At 46.1% G+C, this 20,318-nt stretch carries 21 protein-coding genes and 1 tRNA gene; 9 read left to right on the top strand and 13 right to left on the bottom strand.

Annotated elements, in window-relative coordinates:
• Nucleotides 1–62: 62 nt before the first annotated feature.
• Both QUB35_RS35145 and QUB35_RS35140 read left to right on the top strand, forming a co-directional pair.
• The gene (locus QUB35_RS35145; protein WP_333147085.1) at nt 63–287 is read left to right on the top strand and encodes a hypothetical protein; all 225 of its coding nucleotides are present in this window, start codon (nt 63–65) and stop codon (nt 285–287) included.
• Between the two features lie 17 nt (nt 288–304).
• Nucleotides 305–613 (top strand): antibiotic biosynthesis monooxygenase, encoded by a 309-nt coding sequence (locus tag QUB35_RS35140; protein ID WP_333147083.1) that lies wholly within the window; start codon nt 305–307, stop codon nt 611–613.
• Between the two features lie 56 nt (nt 614–669).
• Here QUB35_RS35140 and QUB35_RS35135 read toward each other — a convergent pair whose 3' ends face one another.
• Entirely contained in the window at nt 670–1,626 is a 957-nt protein-coding gene (locus tag QUB35_RS35135) for a glycosyltransferase (RefSeq protein ID WP_333147081.1), read from the bottom strand.
• A gap of 105 nt (nt 1,627–1,731) precedes the next feature.
• Nucleotides 1,732–2,202, bottom strand: coding sequence for a tetratricopeptide repeat protein (locus tag QUB35_RS35130; protein WP_333147079.1), 471 nt, complete (start codon nt 2,200–2,202; stop codon nt 1,732–1,734).
• Between the two features lie 76 nt (nt 2,203–2,278).
• Between QUB35_RS35130 and QUB35_RS35125 the strand changes: the two genes are divergently transcribed.
• Together QUB35_RS35125 and QUB35_RS35120 are read left to right on the top strand one after the other, a co-directional pair.
• A complete protein-coding gene (locus QUB35_RS35125) occupies nt 2,279–3,778 on the top strand; it encodes a glycosyltransferase family 4 protein (RefSeq protein ID WP_333147077.1) in 1,500 nt (499 codons plus the stop codon).
• Between the two features lie 34 nt (nt 3,779–3,812).
• A complete protein-coding gene (locus QUB35_RS35120; protein ID WP_333147075.1) occupies nt 3,813–5,735 on the top strand; it encodes a hypothetical protein in 1,923 nt (640 codons plus the stop codon).
• Nucleotides 5,736–6,210: 475 nt separating this feature from the next.
• On the opposite strand, the gene QUB35_RS35115 is transcribed toward QUB35_RS35120, so the two are convergent.
• The 3 genes from QUB35_RS35115 to QUB35_RS35105 all read right to left on the bottom strand — a co-directional run bounded on the left by QUB35_RS35115 (nt 6,211) and on the right by QUB35_RS35105 (nt 7,662).
• Entirely contained in the window at nt 6,211–6,357 is a 147-nt protein-coding gene (locus QUB35_RS35115; protein WP_333147073.1) for a hypothetical protein, read from the bottom strand.
• 321 nt (nt 6,358–6,678) lie between these two features.
• Nucleotides 6,679–7,314, bottom strand: coding sequence for a uracil phosphoribosyltransferase (gene upp / locus QUB35_RS35110; RefSeq protein WP_333147071.1), 636 nt, complete (start codon nt 7,312–7,314; stop codon nt 6,679–6,681).
• A gap of 219 nt (nt 7,315–7,533) precedes the next feature.
• A complete protein-coding gene (locus tag QUB35_RS35105; RefSeq protein WP_333147069.1) occupies nt 7,534–7,662 on the bottom strand; it encodes a hypothetical protein in 129 nt (42 codons plus the stop codon).
• Between the two features lie 255 nt (nt 7,663–7,917).
• On the opposite strand from QUB35_RS35105, the gene QUB35_RS35100 reads away from it, so the two are divergent.
• Nucleotides 7,918–8,490: a DUF4360 domain-containing protein gene (locus tag QUB35_RS35100; RefSeq protein WP_333147067.1), complete on the top strand. Its 573-nt coding sequence runs from the start codon at nt 7,918–7,920 to the stop codon at nt 8,488–8,490.
• 140 nt (nt 8,491–8,630) lie between these two features.
• On the opposite strand, the gene QUB35_RS35095 is transcribed toward QUB35_RS35100, so the two are convergent.
• From QUB35_RS35095 to QUB35_RS35085, 3 genes are all read right to left on the bottom strand, one after another.
• Nucleotides 8,631–9,878, bottom strand: coding sequence for a URC4/urg3 family protein (locus tag QUB35_RS35095; RefSeq protein WP_333147065.1), 1,248 nt, complete (start codon nt 9,876–9,878; stop codon nt 8,631–8,633).
• Entirely contained in the window at nt 9,875–10,957 is a 1,083-nt protein-coding gene (locus tag QUB35_RS35090; protein WP_333105679.1) for an adenylate/guanylate cyclase domain-containing protein, read from the bottom strand. Before QUB35_RS35090 ends, QUB35_RS35095 begins: the two co-directional genes overlap by 4 nt.
• Before the next feature lie 89 nt (nt 10,958–11,046).
• Nucleotides 11,047–12,294 carry a GTP cyclohydrolase II gene (locus QUB35_RS35085; protein ID WP_333147063.1) on the bottom strand — a complete coding sequence of 416 codons (1,248 nt, stop codon included), beginning with the start codon at nt 12,292–12,294 and terminating at the stop codon, nt 11,047–11,049.
• Between the two features lie 418 nt (nt 12,295–12,712).
• Here QUB35_RS35085 and QUB35_RS35080 point away from each other — a divergent pair, with 418 nt between their 5' ends.
• The gene (locus QUB35_RS35080) at nt 12,713–14,047 is read left to right on the top strand and encodes a cytosine deaminase (RefSeq protein WP_333147061.1); all 1,335 of its coding nucleotides are present in this window, start codon (nt 12,713–12,715) and stop codon (nt 14,045–14,047) included.
• A 247-nt stretch (nt 14,048–14,294) separates the two neighbouring features.
• A complete protein-coding gene (gene queC, locus QUB35_RS35075) occupies nt 14,295–14,969 on the top strand; it encodes a 7-cyano-7-deazaguanine synthase QueC (protein ID WP_333147058.1) in 675 nt (224 codons plus the stop codon).
• Nucleotides 14,970–15,217: 248 nt separating this feature from the next.
• On the opposite strand, the gene QUB35_RS35070 is transcribed toward queC, so the two are convergent.
• Nucleotides 15,218–15,547 (bottom strand): tetratricopeptide repeat protein, encoded by a 330-nt coding sequence (locus QUB35_RS35070; protein ID WP_333147056.1) that lies wholly within the window; start codon nt 15,545–15,547, stop codon nt 15,218–15,220.
• 35 nt (nt 15,548–15,582) lie between these two features.
• Complete coding sequence (locus QUB35_RS35065; protein WP_333147054.1) at nt 15,583–15,912, bottom strand: tetratricopeptide repeat protein; 330 nt, start codon at nt 15,910–15,912, stop codon at nt 15,583–15,585.
• A gap of 164 nt (nt 15,913–16,076) precedes the next feature.
• Here QUB35_RS35065 and QUB35_RS35060 point away from each other — a divergent pair, with 164 nt between their 5' ends.
• Complete coding sequence (locus QUB35_RS35060; RefSeq protein ID WP_333147052.1) at nt 16,077–16,691, top strand: hypothetical protein; 615 nt, start codon at nt 16,077–16,079, stop codon at nt 16,689–16,691.
• A 7-nt stretch (nt 16,692–16,698) separates the two neighbouring features.
• Here QUB35_RS35060 and QUB35_RS35055 read toward each other — a convergent pair whose 3' ends face one another.
• Together QUB35_RS35055 and QUB35_RS35050 are read right to left on the bottom strand one after the other, a co-directional pair.
• Nucleotides 16,699–18,180: a hemolysin family protein gene (locus QUB35_RS35055; protein ID WP_333147050.1), complete on the bottom strand. Its 1,482-nt coding sequence runs from the start codon at nt 18,178–18,180 to the stop codon at nt 16,699–16,701.
• Between the two features lie 68 nt (nt 18,181–18,248).
• Nucleotides 18,249–18,938: a hypothetical protein gene (locus QUB35_RS35050; RefSeq protein WP_333147048.1), complete on the bottom strand. Its 690-nt coding sequence runs from the start codon at nt 18,936–18,938 to the stop codon at nt 18,249–18,251.
• A gap of 185 nt (nt 18,939–19,123) precedes the next feature.
• Here QUB35_RS35050 and QUB35_RS35045 point away from each other — a divergent pair.
• Nucleotides 19,124–19,196, top strand: a tRNA-Ile gene (locus QUB35_RS35045).
• Nucleotides 19,197–19,451: 255 nt separating this feature from the next.
• On the opposite strand, the gene pyrR is transcribed toward QUB35_RS35045, so the two are convergent.
• Entirely contained in the window at nt 19,452–19,985 is a 534-nt protein-coding gene (pyrR, locus tag QUB35_RS35040; RefSeq protein ID WP_333147047.1) for a bifunctional pyr operon transcriptional regulator/uracil phosphoribosyltransferase PyrR, read from the bottom strand.
• Nucleotides 19,986–20,318 lie beyond the last annotated feature (333 nt).

Below are 20,318 nucleotides of genomic sequence, written 5' to 3'. Positions count from 1 at the left end.
GGGCGGGACGCCCATCCCACAATAACAATTAAAATTGTAAGTTATTTAATTCGCGATCCCTAGTGCCACATACAACAAGTCTAAGCGGTTCAAGATTTGAGGCGAAAGTCAAAAATAAGTTCCTCCGAGAAGGAGTATTTGACGTACAAAATATGATTACAATTCCTCATGCAAAGCTTCTACGCAAATTGGGAAGTCTGACATCCGAGAAAATGCTCGAAGTAGAACAGGTAATACTTTTGTGGTTGGGATTTAAAGAGGAAAATGCTGAGGGAGAGGAGGAGTAAACCGAACCATTGAAGTTTTGAAATTATCAGAGAAGCTGATTACTATGCAGTATGTCTTAATTATTCATGAAGTAGAAAAATATGAAGCTTGGAAAAAGGTATTTGATCGTGCTGAAAGCATCCGAAAAGAAGCGGGCGAGCGTTCGTATCAAGTCTTGAAGTATGAAAATGAACCCAACAAAATTGTTCATTTCTCCGCGTGGACATCAATCGCAGATGCTAGGGCGTTTTTTGACTCGCCTAGACTGGTTAAAATTAGAGAAGAAGCGGGAGTTAAAGCTCCTGAGTTTATCTATCTAGACCAATTAGAGTCAGGAGTATTGTGAAAGTAATCAGACTTGGCGGTTGAAACGGCCGGTTATTCTGTGGAAATCCTACGCCTTTACAACTCCCGTTTCAACAACTCCCGCACGAACTCAAACGCCCTTGGACGCAACTCGACGGGCAGCAGCGACAATCCCAAACCCGCCCACATTTTCGCCTCAGAAACAGACTTTCCAGCTCGCACCATCAGGCGCCCTTTTTGAGTTTCACCCACTTCAATCAGTCGCAAACCTAGCGCTAATTGAGTTTCTGCAATCCTTTTGAGCCTGACTGTTTCCAACTTCTCCGACTCAAACTCGTAGCCCGTCAAATAGCGCAATTTATCGCTTAAATACGGAATTGCCCGATCGACTCCTTGCTGTCCTGCATGAACTCGATACTCCATCAACAGCTCCGGCAAGTAATAGCACTTTTTGCCAGCAATCGCAAGTCTCACAAACAAATCGTTATCTTCGCAATTTTGCAAATTCGGCCGCAGAAATCCAACTTCTTCCAGGGCGCGGCGCCGAAACAGAGTCGCCCCTATTTGCAAACTTTGTCTGAGAAAAACAGCAGATAGCAAATCTTCAATAATTCCAGCCGATAACTCGGTGCGGCCCCACCGCTGCGAATTCAGTTTCGTCTGGTTTTCATCAATATAATTGTTCATGTCGATCACCCAGTGATCGGTACTGACAAAATCAATGCTGGAGTCTTTATCTAAAATAGCAGATGTCCGCTCTAAAAATTGCGCGCTCAGGCGATCGTCATCGTCAAACTTGATAAAATATTCGCCCCTTGCCGCCGCAAAGCCCGATCGCATATTATTACTCTTGCCGATATTCTGTGGGTGGCGAATGTAGCGAATCCCGCGATCGACAAATTCCGACATCAATAGTGGAGTGCTGTCAGTAGAACCGTCATCACAGATAATTAATTCAAAATCTGTATAAGTTTGAGCTAAGACGCTGGCGATCGCACAAGCCAGTAGATGCACTCGATTGCAAGTAGGAATGCAAACGCTAATTTTCGGCACAAATTTATACTATTTTAGATTAGAAATCGTCGAAGAATTTTGCAATTCAGTCCAGAGAAAAGAACCACCAATGCCCAATGCCCAATGCCCAATGCCCTATGTATTTTAACTCAAACGAGCCGTACATTCGAGAATTAACTTTTGATTCACCAAAGCAAACGGTTGAATTTCCAAAGCGCGGCGAAAAGCTTGAATAGCATTTAGGTATTCTCCCAAGGCAGCGTAGCACAAACCCAGACCGTGCAACGCCCCAAAATGCACCGGGTTCAGTTTGAGGACGATTTCGCAGTCGTGGATCGACTTTTTATAATTTCCTTGGGTATAGTGAAGTACGGCGCGTCGGTTCCAAGCTTCAGCAAAATCCGGCGCTTCCGCAATCAGATTCGTCAGCAAATCCAAAGCGTGGTGAACATCGCCTGCATCTAACGAAACTTGCGATCGCCTGAGAATTTGCATCCCATAGTCACCTTTCTGGTTAAACCAAGTGTGCCAGAGTTCTGTAGTTGCCCGATCGCGCACGCTTTGGTCGGGCTTTTTCAAGTCTTCGAGCAGCGCCTTAAGAGATAATTCGTCCATAAATGCGAAGATTGTTAAAAAGATTTAATCAATCAATTTTATCGCGCAAGCGGCAACTTTATTTATTCCACATCCCATGAAGATTTTGATGCTTTCCTCGACTTTTCCCTATCCGCCAAGCCGCGGAGGAACTCAGGTAAGGACGTTTAATTTATTACAATACTTGAGCCGGCGACATCATGTAATTCTCGGCACTGTACGATCGCCCGATGTCACCGATGCACAAATCGACACATTGCGCCAGCAAGTCACAGAATTAGCAGTTTTTCCCAACCCGCGATTACCCCCCCAACCCCCCCTTATTAAGGGGGGGCTAAGACTCGATCCAGAACCCGATGGGGATTTTTTGCCTCCCCCCCTTAACCAGGCATGGCTGTTTCATTCTCACCAAAAACATGAATTTTGTAGGGGTAGTGCCCCCGTGCCTACCCCCGACCTAGACGATTCGATCGGCAGATCCGACCAAGAGGGCCGGCACGGGGGCACGGCCCCTACGGATAATGAAACAGCCCCCCTTAACAAGGGGGGGACTGAGGGGGGGTTCTCTGAAATAATAGGAAAATTCCACAGATTCGGTCGATTTTTGTTGTCCGGGACGCCTCCGAACGTACTCTCAAGCTACTCCCAAGCAATGCAGAATTGGGCAGACGAATTGGTAACAGCAGGCAAATGCGATGCTGTCACCTGCGAGCACAGCGTTAACGAGATTTACGTGCGTCCAGAATGGCGGCAAAAACTGCTGACAGTGGCAAACATTCACAGTTCCGTTTGGGGAACTTGCAGGGAAATGTTAGCAACCGGCACCTCGGAAAAACCCCTGCGCGATCGACTAAATTTACCGCTACTCGCCCGCTACGAAAAACGCTATTGTTCCAAATTCTCCCGCATTGTTGCGACAACATCCACAGACAGAGAGCAACTCCTAGAATTGCTGTCGCCTCGGGTACAAGTGCGAGGAAAACAAGATTTTTTTGTACCTCCCATTGATGTAATTCCTAACGGCGTGGATTTGACCGAATTTCCCTACCGATCGATCGATCCGGGAGGACACACCTTAATTTTTGCAGGCGCAATGAATAATTTGCCCAATATTGACGCGGCGCGGTTTCTGAGTTTGCAAATACTGCCGCCTTTGCAGCAGCGCTATCCCGATGCTACCCTCACCTTAGTAGGGGCTTCGCCAGTCCCGGAAGTGCTCGCATTGGGGAAACTTCCCGGAATTCAAGTAGTAGGCCGGGTGCAAAGGGTGGCAGAATATTTGCATCAAGCTGCTGTTTGTGTGGTGCCGATGCGGATTGGTTTTGGGATTAAAAATAAAACTTTGGAGGCGATGGCTGCGGGAACTCCCGTGGTTGCTAGCGATCGAGGTTTGGAGGGTTTAGCCGTCGATGGCGGCCCACAACTGATAAGGGCCTTGCGGGCGAACAAAGTTCAGGAGTATGTTGAGGCGATCGCCAGTTTGTTTGAAAATCAGCAGCTAAGACAGGAGCTCTCTGTCAGGGCTCGATCGCTCGTGGAAAGCCAATACACTTGGGATATCATAGGTCGGCAGTACGATCGGCTATTGCAATTTTAAACTCTAAATTCTAAAATCTAAATTCTAAAATGGCATGATGGAACACAAAATTAACCCCTCAAAAAATCGAGCCAAACCCCCAGAAACTCGCCAAGTTGCTCCTCCTCCGACAAGACGGCGGCGCCAAACCCGACGCCCCAAAAATCTTCAAGAGTCCCAGCTTCCAATACCTACTCCCCGAACTCGCGCCAGATATCCCTGGAAAAGACTGATAGCTAATTTGACAGCCCTCAGCATCTTGGGTGGCTGTACAGCTTTGATGGGAGGCGGCGCTTGGCTGAGTTATCAGCTAATTGTCGATCCCAATGGCAACAGGTTGATCTCTCAGTTTGTGCCGGAATGGTCGCGCCTGCCTACAGGTAGCAGAGATTCGATCCAAACTCTCGATCAAATCAAAGCCAGCGTCCGCAAATTGGGATTCGTAACCGGAGAACCCCTGCCGCTTCCCGTCGATCAATCCCGCGATAATTCTATTTCCGATTTGCTATTGCCGGTGATGGTAGAAAGAACTGTTAAGGCTTCTACTGTTTGCAAAAATCCTTGCCGTCAAATTGTCGAACTTCGGGTGTACAAGCGAGTGCAACTTCCCGATCGCAGTTCCGATAAAGAGCAGTATTTTCAGTTAGCAAGTTCTGTGAATGTAGAAGGCCCTGCGGAATCTTTTGTCATTGCTTCTTTAGCTGACTCTACATCTGACAATCAAGCCTCGAATCAGTCGTTACCCCTAACAGAACTGCGCCGCTTTGACGGAAAGCCCCCCGCATCAGGCATTTGGTTTAATGTTAGCGGTAAACTAATGCGGGGCGACAGGAAAATTCCCTACGGACAAGTCGTTCGCTACAACCCCAGCCAAAATCATTTAATGCCGCTGTTGGAGTGGGCGAGTGCGGCCGGACAACCGCCGAATTGGCAGCAAATTGTTAAGGGCGAAAACCCCCAGTTGGCGATCGACCAAACAGTTGGTTTAGAGCCACAATTTACCCTTTATCAAATTGGCCCGCGCAAATTTTTGCCGAACCCCGTTCAGTTAACGGCGATTTCTTTAGAAGAAATTGCTTTCAATGACGAGACTTACAAAAATGGGCTGCGACTCGCGAAAAGCGGGCTGTGGTCTCCAGCATTAAATGTTATGCGTGTGGCGAAGGGGAAAGCTGGCAAAAATTGGCCAGCAGTCGCGCAAGCTCAGCTAGAAACGATCGAATTTCACGCTAAAATTACTCGGGCTCAGGCGATCGCATCTTGGGCCAGTCCCGGTCAACAAGTTCTCGCAGAATTGATCGACGGCCGCTGGACTGAAGCTTTGCAAGTATTTGAAGCCGATCCGAGTAACAGTCACGAAATAGCCACAACCCTCAAAAATGACGGCGGGCGGATCTGGAACCGCATCGACGCCGCCTTGAGAGTGAATGCCGCTGACGCCGATGTCAAGGCTTGGGGCGCCCTGATTGTAGCTTCTCAAGACGGAACTCGCGAGGCGATGAATTGGCTCGACCAGCAATCAGATACTGACAGCGAAACCAGAAGTCGAATTCGGAATTTGGTCAACAAACTTGAGGAAGCAGTTTCTCAGGCTGAAAATCTAGAAGACCACAAAAGTCAAATTATGGGTTCTGCTACTTTAATTAACAGTGTCAATCCCGCTGAGTGGCTGGAACCAGAACCGAACAATGAGTTAAAATTGGCGGGAGAACAAGTTTGGTATCAGGTGCAGGTAGCGAGTTTTTACGACGGTAGCCGCTGGGTTAATTCGCCTTTTTCAGATGTAGAAGTGCGCTCTTTTCCTGCTACTCAAGTCAAGTGGCTGTGGGGGCGGCTGGGATTGCAGGCTGACCCCAAGATTAAGATTGAGGTAGCGATGGCTAACGGTCAACAAAGAGTTGCTGTGGGAACGGTGAAAGCAGTGCAGGTTCAAGATGGAAGTCTGCGCTTGCTGGCGGCGGTTGACAAGCGATCGTAATCTGGCAGAAAGCCTTCGGCATATAGAACAGTCCCGGAGGCACTCTTGATATCAAATCCGGCTGCGCCGGAATGAGATCAAATCCGCGCTTCATCGTCGGGCGTAAAGTCGAATGAAGCTGCCAACAAATATCAACGCAATTTTCAGTTTTTTGACTCACAGTCAACAGTTAACAGTCAACAGTCAACCATCATGAGGAGTGCAACCGGAATCGATATGACACAAAGAAACCGGGTTTTTTTACCATTTCTGCCGATTGCAACAGAAGTATTTTCGTAAAAAAACCCGGCTTCCTTCCATCTGTACGTCCAAAACTAGGAAAAAGGAAAATTCTTTCTTTTGCGCCTCCGGTAACTCCGAAAGCAGCGCAATCTCAAAACTCTTCCCCTCCCCACTTATCGCTCTCGGACAAGAATGCACACAAAAATTTTGTTAATCTAATTAACACCACTGGCGCACAAAAAACCCAGAGATGTCAAATCGCGCCCTTTTTAGAGAGTGCTGCAATCATCTGCCGTTTCACGGCCTTAGCCCAAAGCTCAAACTCCAAACTGTTGATATTCTGAATTTTCACTTCCTCAACAGAGTGAGTTGGGGCTTCTTTCTGTGCTGTAGTCTCCATTCTTTTTTCCTCGTCCAAGAATTGTTAGTAGTCGATCGCAAACGGTTAGGATCATACATCTATTTTATGAACTAACCGTTTGCGATTAATTACACTAAAGGCAGAGATTTTCCCCATAAGATGCAGTAAATACATTGAGATAATGCGATTTAGGAATTTAATGTAAAAAAAATCCTACAACCCTTGCTATATATAGGCTTTTCCTGACATTAAAATCTTACAATTTACATTGTATGGCACTATCAAACCAATAGTTATGTTAGTAAACTTTTTTTTAAATGAATGTATTGACATATACAGCAGAAAACAATTTTATTGAATTCACATAGTGCCGTAAAGTCGATCGCCCGCATCTCCCAGTCCGGGTACAATATAGCCATGCTCGTCCAAACACTCGTCAACTGCCGCCGTATAAATCTGCACGTCAGGATGTTGTTCGTGAAAGTGCCCCACTCCCTCCGGTGCCGCCAGCAAACACAAAAATTTAATAGACTTCGGATTAACTTCTTTCAGCCTATCCACTGCCGCCACTGCTGAATTACCAGTAGCCAGCATCGGATCAACAATTAAAACATCTCGCTGTTCAATATCCTGGGGAACTTTGAAATAATATTCGATCGCCATGCGAGTTGTCGGATCGCGGTACAAACCAATATGTCCTACCCTCGCAGACGGAATCAGCTCTAAAATACTATCTAACAGTCCCTGACCCGCGCGCATAATCGAAATAATAACAATTTTCTTTTCTGCAGCCAGCACCGGTGCATTCATTTTGGCGATCGGCGTTTCTATTAGTTCGTATTTTAGCGGCAAATCTCGCGTCACTTCATAGGCGAGCAGCATTCCAATCTCTTTCAGCAATTGGCGAAATTTCGCCGTGCTCGTTTGAGTTTGCCGCATTAGAGTTAACTTGTGCTGTATCAAAGGATGGTCGATGACAGTAACTTTAGCACTCATTTTTTTGAATAATTAATTGGCTTTATTCTAACTTATCAGCCATCGAGGCATTCTTGACGCAAAAAAAAACCGGTTTCTGCCGCCCCTGCGTCCGGGACTACTTATATCAAACCCCTATTGAAAACACCAATATCCCGCGAATAAAATTCCCTCCGACAATTGCCTTTCATCCGCCCAGCGCGACACTAAGTATGCGAGGTTTGAAAATACACAAATATGTCATTCTCTCGTTTCCTCTTCTTCCCGCACTCTTCCTAATAACGCAGATCCGGGCCCAAAAGCCTCCCCACTGGTTTCGCTGTCTCGCGCTCCATCCAAGCCCAATAACACAGATCCGGAGTTTTGCACCGAAACCTTCCGGAACTTTTACCAACCGATATGAATCTTAAGAAGTATCAACATAAAACCTATTTTTTCGATTAATTCACTAATCGAAAAAACCTGAATAGGAACTGCCCATGAGGTTATAAGCTTGGCTTGACTGGCTTTTCATCTTGCAACATGAAGCCGGCAATATCCAAGTTTAAAACACATTACCTAAATTCAGTTCCATTTTTTTAGGGTGCTCCTAACACACAACTGAACTTATTAAGGAGAACATCCATGAAGTTTGTAAAACTATTGCTAGCTACGGCATTAATGACAGCTTCTATCAGCCCCGCATTGGCTAATCCTGCCGTTAAAATTTTAGGTGCAAGCTACGGCGGTAGCGGTTGCCCAGATCGCTCCGCCAGCGTCAGCGTCAGCCCCGACGGTCAAGAACTCACCATCCTATTTGATAAATTTGCAGCCCAAGGAAATGTCTCAACAGAAAGCCGGAAAAGCTGCAATCTGAGCATTCCCATCAAAGTACCCCAAGGCTACCAAATTTCTATCTACGATGCTGATTATCGCGGCTACGTGGCTCCTAGAACCACAGGCAACCTGCGAGCAGAATACTTTTTCGCTGGAGCGCGCGGCCCAGTTTTTAATCGGAATCTCAGCGGCGAAACTAACTACAATGTTCGAGATAAGTTAGGTACTTTAGCTAATGTTTGGTCTCGCTGCGGCGACAGTGTAAATATGCGAGTAAATGCTGCGATGACAGCCCGCGGTGCCGGCATGGCCACCGTTGACTCCTTCGATTTGGCTCATCGCGGTTTAGTTTATCACGTCAAATATCGCACTTGCCGCTAAGCAGCTTGTTAGGAGTGTAGTGTGAGGTATTGTTTTCAGGTTTGAATTGGGAATTTTAAGTTGGAAGAGGGGATAATTTTCCCTCTTCCTTCTTGCTTCTTCCCTCTTGCTTCTTCCCTCTTCTCTCTTCCTTCTTCCCTCTAAAACACAGTCCCGTCACTTTCAATCTGAATTGGCGGCACTCCACCAGCCCTCAATTCGGCGGCAATCTTCCGCCCCGCCGCCCAAGTTCCTCCTTGCAAAATCTTCACCAGCGGCAATTGTTCCGCACTCAAATGCAGCTTTTCTCGAATAGCTGCGGCAATTTTATCTAAAAGATTCACAGTGAGCGATCGCCATTCTACTATAACTTCCGAACCAGGCAAGTAACTCTGCTCAAAAATAGCCGAATCTTTTGCCTGCAGCAGCCCGATATCCAAACAAAAACCGCCGTTGCGGTACTCCGGCAATCCCGTTAACTCATCCAATCCGGCGACTTCTAAACCAAGTTCTTGCAGCGGTTCCAACAGCGAATAAGTCAACCACTGCGATAGTTTGTGAAACGGCACGAATTCATCTCCCAGATTTTCTCCTTGTAATGCCCGATGCCGCCAAACATCGCCTAAATTAACTCCACCAATTGCATATCTTCCCGGCCAAATTTCCCCAAAACCTGTCAAAACAGCGCTCAACACGATCGCAGCCTTCACAGTTTTGCCTCCCGAAACCCGACTGTCGAGCAAGTATTTTGCTAAATTGCCGGGACGCGGGTTTTCGCTGCCAAATAATAATGGATGCTGGCCAATCGCATTTCCCAAACGCTGCAATAATTCTAATCTGCCTGTTAAACCAACTAGGGGATTGTCTCGACTTACCTGAAATCCAGCAGCTAAGGTTTCTAGTTTTAATTGAGAAAGTCCCTGAGAATCAGCTTGCCAAGGAAAATCGGGATTGCTGGAAAAAACACCTTGACAAAACATCCGCAAGCTGGCTATTGCTAACCCTTCAGAACGGCGGTAAACCTGCCCGGTTTCTGGTTCACAATACTGCCAATCTGCACCAGCACCGGCATCGAGCAAAACGCTAATAATTGCTAAATCAAATTTTATCTTAGCTTGCTCTATGAGTGCAAATTCTGCTAAAGCTGCATTCAATTCGGCGAGTCGCGACAAGTTGCCAGCTTCAAAATGTCGCCAGCGACTGTGAAAGGGAATGTTAAAATCGGGATATTGTTGGCGCGTTGTGTCAATTACATAATTTGCTGCTTTGTCGAGTTGGGATAAATCGACGCGGAAGTAGCGAAGTTTGTCCTGGCGGGCTAAATCAAAAAGCCGATCGCACTTTTGGCGAATAGCAACCGGCGTTCTCAGATATTCTACAGTCTCAATTTCACTATTGCCCAAGTTCATACTACCAAACATCGGTAAACATCGTTTTCTTGAAAAAAGTCAAACTGACTGTAATCTAAAAGATTATCTAAAATCGCATTTTTATCGATTTTGATCAGCTTATATTCCCACTTCGACCCGCTGACTTCGCGTTTTATGTGATCGGAAACTATCACCGAGTTTTTTTCTTTTCCCGGAGATACTATTTTACTTAAATCTTCCAGTCTGTCGGCTATGTGAATATCTTTTCCGTAAGTGCAAGACCTAAATATATATAGATTTCCCTTCGCAACTCCCACCGACAAGCCACAAGGTATTTGATTGGCGTTAATAAAAAGTTTCCAATTTTCGCACAGACTTTCCATTGCCGCTAAGGCTGAGTGAGCTTCCGGGAAAGTCAACAAATGCGAATCCCCAACAATACTCCGAATTGTGCCGCCGTATTCTTCGCAAATTGTTTTTTCAAAAGTATCAAAGTTGGTGAGCAAATATTCCACATCTTTGATTGAATTAGATTCTTGATAAGCAATAAAACCTCTCAAATCTGCTTTAATTATTGCTTGATTTTTGATGATTCGCGTTTTGTAACTTTGGTCAACTTTGTATACTTTTTCAGGTTCGCTCATCCCTTTCAAAGAAAACTCGTTGACAAAAGATGTTTGCACTTCTGCTTTGTTGAGGGCCAGCCATGCTGCTTGGGACAAATATATTTCATCCGGCGGAGTTACTGATTCTATGCGCGCTGTTAAATTCACCGTATCGCCAAAGATATCTTTATCTTGATGCAAGACATCTCCTAATGTAATCGACACGCGAATAGCCAATCTTTCGTCGTTGGCTTTGCTAGATTGTTGCGATCTCAATTCTTGCTGCATTTCTATCGCAGCCACAGCCGCGGCTGTGACGCTGGGAAAAATTATCCAAAATGAATCACCTTCCCCTTTAATCACGCTGCCTTCATTTCTGGCGCTAATATCTGAAACAAAAGTTTTATGTTCGTTTAACAAACTACTTAAGTCCGACTGAGATAATTTTTTGACTCTGGCGGTATATCCGCAAATATCTGTTTTTACGATCACACTAGAACGCAAATTAGCCATAACCTACCCTGACTGATCAAAAACCAGCAATAAATTTTATGTAGCAAAGACGCGATTGTTCGCGTCCCATCGGTCGCGTCTTTGCCCTCTCAATCTCCTAAATCGCGTCCGATCGCTTCTGCAAGAATTGTAGCATCTGGCACAGGGTCTGGCGTGTAGTAGCCGGCGGCTTTTTTGGCGATAATTTCGACTTGTGCGTCTGCGGGAATCCAATCTTCAGGAATGGGGATGCGATCGACCACCTGAATGCCAGAATTGATAATCGCATTGTATTTCATATCGCTCATAGAAACTAAACTGTCAATGCGAGAGATCCCCAACCAGTGCAGCACGTCTGGCATTAGTTCTTGAAACCGCATATCTTGAACTCCCGCCACGCATTCAGTGCGCGTAAAATAGGCATCAGCGCGATCGCCACCTTCCTGCCGTTTTCTGGCATTGTACACCAAAAACTTAGTCACTTCCCCCAAAGCTCTCCCTTCCTTGCGGAAGTAAACTATTACGCCAGAACCGCCTGATTGGGCCGTTTGGATGCAAATTTCAATCCCGTGTACCAAATAAGGGCGACAAGTGCAGATATCGGAACTGAAGACATCTGAACCGTTGCATTCATCGTGTACCCGTACCGCCAACTGCTTATCCGGGTCAGAAATATTCGCGACATCGCCAATAATATAAACCGTAGTTCCGCCAATTGGTGGCAAGAAAACCTGTAAGTCCGGCCGCGTCACTAAATCCGAGAACATTCCGCCTGTTTGCTCGAACAGGACACGGCGGAGAACGCTTTCTTGGGCCCCAATTCGCCTAGCAATTCCCGGCAAATACCACACCGGATCGATCGCAATTTTAGTTACTGCTAAATTGCCACCTGCTTTGACTATTTTGCCATCAATTTGCACCCGCCCCTTAGCGATGGCATCTTGCAATTCTGGCATATTAATGTGAGCTTTAGTGACAGCAATTGTCGGTCGAATATCATATCCCTGCTGGAGAAATGAAGTATAAACTTCGCTGACCAAACCCCCAAAGGGATCGAGAGAAACAATCAAATTGCGATCGCCCCAACTAGGGTGCGGCCCGATGTGTGCGGCCGGAGAGGTGTTGGTAAAATCGGGGCGGTGATCTGCTTGGAGTGCGCCGGAAGCCACTGCTAGCGCGCGATAAACAGAATAGGAACCCGAATGAGTGCCGATCGCATTCCGGTGAGACGATTTGGTAAGGCTGCCAATCACAGGCCCCCGTTTCAGCGGATCGATTTCTCCCCAGTAAATGGGATGAGGTTTTGTGCCGGCTCTGTCGGGATGGGATGTTAAAACTATATGCTTGGGTTTTGACACAGTTGTTTTTGGCTCTTGCTATGGATGCTGCTGTTAGTTGAAAGTGAAATTGCAATCTGAAGCAGTGATTTATGATAGCAACAGGATTCAGGATCGGGAAGTATCCGGCATAGCAAAACTCGTGAAGCTGACTTGCGCGGTTTCTTCAAAAATATAAAATTTTTATATTTTTGCTTCAGCGATCGGGGCTGCACTACCAACAACAAAGCTACCTATTTAATTCAAGTTTCTTTAGCGATTTTATTTCATTTGTGCATGAGATTTTTTTGAACTAACCACAGAGGGCGCAGAGGACGCAGAGTCTCTATAAAATATAGAAAGAGGAAAAGAGAGATGTTCACAATTCCTGCAAGGGTTGCTATAGTTACAACTGGTAGTGCTGAATTATCAAGAAAATACATACTAACTCACAAAATTAATGTTGCCAAGTACATCTAATTATTTGCTCAAAAATAGTCGCGTACCCGCGTCTCTTCTAGAGATGAAATCGCTCGCCTCGTCAGCTTCTACTGTGGCGACAACGGGGAGTGAGAACAATTTTTGTTTGGTGGATTTGGAAATTGCGGCAGGGGCGATCGCCCAAATTACTCCAGCAGGTACAAAACCTGTATCCTCCTCTGGAGATATCCCAGTTATAGATTTGCAGGGCGGCTTAGTTTGGCCTTGTTTTGTGGATATGCACACCCATTTAGACAAAGGCCACATTTGGGAACGATCGCCCAATCCCGATGGAACTTTTGCCAGCGCGATCGAAGCGGTAGGCGCTGATGCCCAAAAAAACTGGAATGCAGAGGATGTTTACCGGCGAATGGAGTTCGGACTAAAGTGCAGCTACGCCCACGGAACCAAGGCTATCCGCACTCACATTGACAGCGCGGGCGAACAGGGAACCGTTAGTTTGGGAGTATTTGAAGCGCTGCAAGCCGAATGGGGCGATCGGCTGATCTTGCAAGCAGTTTCCCTGGTTTCCCTCGACTATTACCTGACACCCGCCGGCGAAAAATTAGCCGATCGCATAGCCCAAACTGGCGGCATTCTCGGCGGCGTCGCCTATATGAATCCCGACTTAGACAAACAACTCGATCGAGTTTTTGCCTTAGCCAAAGAACGAAATTTAAACATCGACTTCCACACCGACGAAAACGACGATCCAGATTCAGTAACATTGCGGGAAGTCGCAAAAACCGCCATCCGCCATGAATTTGGGGGTCAAATAATCTGCGGACACTGCTGTAGTTTAGCCCGACAACCCTCAGATTTAGTAACAGAAACTCTGGGATTAGTCAAGCAAGCAAATATTGGCATTGTCAGCTTGCCGATGTGCAACCTTTACCTGCAAGACCGAGAATCTCAGCATACACCGCGCTGGCGGGGAGTGACACTGCTGCACGAACTCAAAGCAGCAGGAATTCCCGTTACAGTTGCTAGCGACAATTGTCGCGATCCGTTTTACGGATTTGGCGATCATGATGTTTTGGAAGTTTTTAATATGGCAGTCCGCATCGCTCATTTAGATAGGCCCTATGGAGACTGGCCCTGTGCAGTGACAAAGACTCCAGCCGATTTAATGGGATTGCCGAATTTAGGACGAATTGCAGTGGGTTTACCAGCAGATTTGATTTTGTTTAAGGCGCGTAATTTCAGCGAATTGTTATCTAGAGCGCAGGGCGATCGCACAGTTTTGCGGCAGGGCATTAAAATTGATACAACTTTGCCCGATTACCGCGAACTCGATGACTTGTTACGAATTTAAATCGGACATTTTGTACGAATATCAAGAACAGGCAAGATGCCTGTTCCACAAAAGATGAATTTTCTTTCTACTCGTTACTAGGCAGAGCCGGGGAACCAGTTAATTGAGTTTTGTGGAACGGGCATCTTGCCCGTTATTGACAATGGTGTAATATGTAGGTTTCAAAAAGCATTTAGCATTGGTATATTGTCAATTCGCCACTATTTTGATATAAATATAAAAGCTAATTTTAGTGAGGATGTTTTAAGTGAAAGCAGTTATTTTATTGTCGGGAGGGCTAGATTCCTCAACAGTTTTGTATCAAGCCAAAGCCGACGGCTGCGAGTGTTATGCTATTTCCTTTGACTATAAGCAAAGACATCGGCGGGAGTTGGAATCAGCAAGGGCGATCGCACTTTCGGCCGCGGTTAAGGCACATCAGATAGTAAACTTTGACTTGACACTGTGGGGCGGTTCCGCTTTGACGGATGATGAGATGGAATTGCCGATCGATCGCACTCTGGGAGAAATGTCTCAAAACATCCCCATTACCTACGTTCCAGCTAGAAATACAATCTTTCTCAGCTTTGCCCTCGCCTACGCAGAAACTCTAGAAGCCGATCGTATTTACATCGGTGTCAACGCTTTAGATTATTCCGGCTATCCCGACTGTCGCCTCGATTACATCCAAGCCATGCAGGAAGTGTTTCGGTTAGGAACAAAGCAGGGAAGAGAAGGAGAAGCTATTAAAATTATAACACCTTTGATCGAACTTAAAAAAACCGAAATTATTCAATTAGGCAACAAATTAGGAGTACCTTGGGAGCAAACTTGGTCTTGCTATGCAGGCGGGGAAAATGCCTGCGGCGTTTGCGATTCTTGTCGGTTGCGGCTGGCTGCTTTTGAGGAATTGGGATTGAAAGATCCGGTGCCTTATACTTAAACAGGACTTACGCACGACGCCCCAGAAACCGGGTTTTTTCGAGTCTCTTTGCTTCCGCCCGCCGAAACGGTAAAAAACCCGGTTTCTAAGCATCGCAGCGGGTGGTCAGAAACCGGGTTTTTTCGCAAGAATATATTACAGATGGCAGAAGCTGCCAAAAACCCGGTTTCTTGGGTTTTGATGGGTAAGTCCTGCATGACTAAAATTTTTAAAATTGATTCTTAGTTAGTTTGGAATCATCCGAGTGCTTATTTACCTTTCGGCTCATCCTCAACTTCCGGTTGACCCTGGTCTTCCTGTTCAAACCTAATTTCATTTTGCAGCGAATTCAATGGGACTAAAAGCTGATCAGCCATTTGCGATTTTCCTCTAGCCCTGTAGATATCTATAGCTTTCTGAAAATCTTCCACTCCACCCTGTTTTTCTCCAATTACAGCTCGCATACGAGCACGAACCATATAAGCTTCTACAAAATCAGGATTGAGATTAATTGCTTGAGTAAAAGCTTCAACTGCTTCCTTATACTGTCCTTTGCGACCGAGGTCAAATCCTTGTTCATAAAGTTCTTTAGCTTCCATCGCATTCCTTAATTTATTTTGAATCAGTAGGCTGCTTATTTGTCTTCCGGCTCATCCTCAACTTCCGGTTGACCCTGGTCTTCCTGTTCATCCTTAATTTCATTTTGCAGCGTATTCAATGGGACTAAAAGCTGATCAGCTATGTCTGATCGTCCTCTAGCCCTGTAGATATCCATAGCTTTCTGAAAATCTTTAACTCCCCCATGTTGGTCTCCAGTTCCAGTCCGAGCATAAGCACGGTAAATATAAGCTTCTACAAAATCAGGATTGAGATTAATTGCTTGAGTAAAAGCTTCAACTGCTTCCTTATACTGTCCTTTGCGACCGAGGTCGAATCCTTGTTGATAAAGTTCTTGGGCTTTCATAGCATTTCTTAATTTCTGCTGTTCATCGCGCTTGCATAAAGGATCGAGTCTATTTACTTGAGCTGATGAATCAAGTATAAAGCACCCTGGTTCTTCCTGAGCATTCGCTACAGTCAGAAAAAGAGGTAGACTAATTATTGATTGTTTTTTCCAAGCTAAAAATTATGTCTATTGAAGAGCGCCGAGGTATTGAAACAATTGACAGAAACCAAAATCTACTTCTCGTTCGCGCTCCTATTGAGTCAGTGGCGGAAAAGTTCAGTAGGGCGAGACGTGCGGATGTTTGGGAACGGGATATCTACGATCGCGAAATCGAAATTACGGCCGAAAGCTATATTGTATTTCAGTTCCGAGGACATCCTTGGACGATCGTTGAGCAACTGAATCATCATCCCGGTTCCCTTGTATTTGGAGAAGGAGATGCTATCACCCTTTCCTGGTTCCTATCCACTCGCGCCATCTACTACAAATGCAGCGACACTTGCGGTTATATTGGTTATAACTGCTACGACAGAGGTGCATTTGCGGAGATGCTGTACTTTGAGGAAGAAATGGATCTCCTATTCCTCTCTGACTTTCGTGAGGTTAAAGCTGAGGACATTGACGATGCCTTTAACTTTACTTTCGCTTTTATGCAGGAGCAAGATATCTATATTCCCTACGCATATTACGAAAATGTTAAGGTTGGCGATCGCATTAATTTACGCCCCAAAGGCCCGACGTTAGATGATTTAGTACGCAGCGACTTCGAGCGAGTAGATTATCTAGGTATTCGCTAAAATATTCTCAACTAGAAAATTTCGCCACACTACTCACCCCGCTATTCTTTCGCCCTTTCCCGACATTATTTTCCCCATCCGCTGCTGCAATTCCATCTAAAGCTCGATCGCCCGCAGCCCCTTCCAACAAGTGAATTTGAAGTTGATCCAAGCGCGGCCCGGACACAGAAACAACCGTAAGTTCCACATTTTCGCCCCGCCAAACTTCCCCAGCAGCCGGCATTCTTTGCAACTGATAACTCAGAAAACCTCCGATTGTCTGATATTCGTCAGTTACTGGCAAATCCAAATTCAATATTTGATTCACATCATCTAAATTTAACTGCGCTTGCACCAAAAAAGTGCGATCGTCCAATACTTGCAAAGCAATTTCTTTGCTGTCGGGCGACTCGTAGCTGCGGCCGATAATTTCGGCAATCAAATCCCTCAGCGTCACTAACCCGGAAATGCCACCAAATTCATCGACAACTATCGCAATTTCTTCCGACGAACTCTGCATCAAAGGCAGCAATTCTCCCAGCAGCATCATCTCCGGCACAAACCTGACCGGACGCATCCAAGGTACAATTGGCGTGTCGGGAGAGAGCAAACCTTCAGCTAGGGGTTTCGCAAGTTGTTTGAAGCCAATAATGCCGATAATGTCGTCTAAAGAATCTCCCGTCACGGGATAGCGGGAATGGTTAGAAATCGCCATTTCGTCGAGCAAATTTTGAAAGGTTGCCGTCTTCGGAAGTGCGACAATGCTAGGCCTCGGCACCATTACTTCTTGTACCCAAACTTCGCCAAATTCAAAGACGTTGTTGAGCAATTCTCGCTTTTCTGCTTCCAAGCCGCTTGATTCGCTGGAAGTAGCTATAATTAATTGCAGTTCTTCGGGAGTAACCGGCCGATGCCTTAGATCGTATTCGATGCCCGCAAACCGCAAAAGCGATCGAGTAGATTGATTGAGAAACGAGACAAAGGGATTGAACAAACGGGCAATCAATAAACTTGGAGGCCCTAAAGTTCTGGCTAGCTGTTCGGAATACAGTAAGGCTACAGATTTGGGAAAGAGTTCGCCCAGTACGATTTGCAGGTAAGCTAGCAGGAAAAAAGTTACTATTGATATGCTAAAAGAATGGGCGATCGCCGACTTGATGTAAATTGGCAGTGGCAAATAGCCGATCGACATTCGCACTAGCACGGCGATCGTACTTTCTCCAATCCAGCCGAGAGCTAAACTAGAAAGAGTGATTCCCAACTGCATTGTCGAAAGCAATCGCTCAATACTTTGCTGCAAAGATTGCACAGTTAAAGCTGCAACGTCGCCAGCTTCCACTAACTGATTGATGCGCGATCGGCGTACCGTCACCATCGAAAACTCAGCCGCCACAAAAAAAGCATTGATCGCAATCAGCAACAGCACTGACAGCAACCGCGACAGCACCTCTGTCAAACTCATCGCGGGTAAATCAGATATCTCCTGCACTCTCGCCCCTAAAAGTGACACAATGCTCCCTAAAAAAACTTTATCGATCGAACCTGAGAATCCCTCTGCAGGTTTGGTCTTCTTTTATTTTACTTCGCCACTGGAATGCCAGATATTTGCAACTGAAGTTTTTGACCTGGATAATCTGTCAGCGTCAGTGAAACTTCCTTAGCATTTTCCAGCAAAGCTGTGGGAATACTCACCGTACCGTAAAACACCTGCCCGTTGGGGGGGAGTTCCGAGGGCAAATCCTCGGCAGTCGCGCTTAGGGCCCGGCCACGATCGTCAGTGACGTTCAAGAAACTGTAGAGAAACCTCACAGCTTGGGAGCCCTCATTTTTCATGCTCACGTCTAGCAGCATGGAATTGTTGCGCTGACTGGCCGCGCTCACTTCCAGGGTTATTCCCCCGTCGCGACTGTTCAGGGGAAACTTGGCGCTGGCATTTTGTGCAGCCGGTTTTTTGGCCGCGGCTGGTTTAGAGCTTGCCTTCTCTGTTTTAGTATTTGCCCCGGCCGTTTTTTCGGGATCGCGACCTTCTACCCGTGCTTTGACGGTTGTGAGAATGTCTTTTTCTTTCAAAATGCTCACTTGGTCTTTGCTAGCGGTCGTTCCAGCCTTGCCACTGCCAGCATTGTTGCTGGGACGAACATCGGGTTGAGTCGTTCCTTGTAAGGCTTCGCGACCTATAGTAAATCCCCAAACAGAACTCGTCACGCCTGCTCCAAACATCAGAGCCAGCAGAATTAGAGTCAGCACTACCGTCGAATTCACTGCCATTGCCTATAAGTTTATGCCGAGTCGTAGAAACTGCTTTGTCCGGTCGATCGGCGAGAGCACATTGGCTAACAGGCGATCGGGGACTCAGCAGATCTAAAGATTTTGATTTTTGTTCTCTAGTTCTAGCACGGACTGAGAAATTATGTTATAATTCATTTTGAGTTAGGTCGAAGAAATCGATTTAACGGCAGTTGGCCGAGCGGTTTAGGCAGCGAACTCATAATTCGCCCCAGGCAGGTTCAACTCCTGCACTGCCGATTTTTAAGAACATAGGACGCTCCGCGCGCGAAAAACCCGGTTTCTTCCTAGAGGCTTGCTTACCCAAAAGCCCCTATTCTGGTAGAAACCGGGTTTTTTACGTTGTCAGTGGGCGGAAACGAAGTATTTTGCTCAGTGATGGACGCAAAAAGTGGTTTGACGCGCTACTTACAGCCCACCCTACTTAGTTTATTTAGCTGGACTTTGTTTAACAGTCAGTTTTGCCCAATCTCAAATCTCAAATCTCAAATCGTATCAACCCTTAATTAACTCCACTCCGTCGCGCCCGTCGAGCTCTTGAACGTAAACCTTAACTTGTTCTTCCTTTGCAGTCGGCAACTTTTTACCCGTAAAATCCGGCTGAATCGGTACTTCTCGGTGGCCGCGATCGACTAATACCGCTAACCAAATTTTCTCCGGCCGCCCGTAATCGTTCACCGCATTCAAAGCCGCTCGAATCGTTCTGCCTTTATATATAACGTCATCTACCAACACCACGGTTTTGCCCGTCAAATCGAAAGGAATTTCTGTTTTAGCCGGTGTCCGCATCGCAACTCGATCCAAGTCATCTCGGTAAAAGGTAATATCCAAAGCGCCCACGGATACTTTAACTTGTTCGAGCACTTCAATTTGATCTGCCAAAATTTGAGCTAAAGGCACTCCTCTACTATGAATGCCCAACAGCACTAACTCCGAGGGGTTCCCTGATTTTTCGACAATCTGGGAAGCGACGCGGGTGAGAGTGCGCCTCACTTCATCAGGGGATAAAATTTGGATAATTTTAGTCATTGGTTGCTGCGAGCTAATTGTTGGCTGTTGGCATATCGAACAATTGGAGATTTGAGATTTGAGATTTGAGATTGACTTGACAGATGAATCTGGGGGTTTGAACTCAAGTCAAAACTTTTTTTACTCCTGTCTGTGGCGGATCTCTGTCTTCTGCTGGGCTTACCCGGAACCGATGAAAAGCAGATGCTGCGATTGCAATGCTTGGAGCGCGAACAATAACAGAAATACGTTATTTATGCCTGATACTTTTAATTCAGACAATCCCCGACAATCGGTGAAAATCTGAATATAGCACACTCATCAGACAGGTCCCAGAGTATGGTGGTATCCCAC

Origin of the sequence: Microcoleus sp. B13-B6 (assembly GCF_036705405.1) — a bacterium.
Classification (GTDB): domain Bacteria; phylum Cyanobacteriota; class Cyanobacteriia; order Cyanobacteriales; family Microcoleaceae; genus Microcoleus.
The sequence above is the reverse complement of the archived record's forward strand: the minus strand, read 5'-3'. Positions and strand labels throughout refer to the sequence as shown.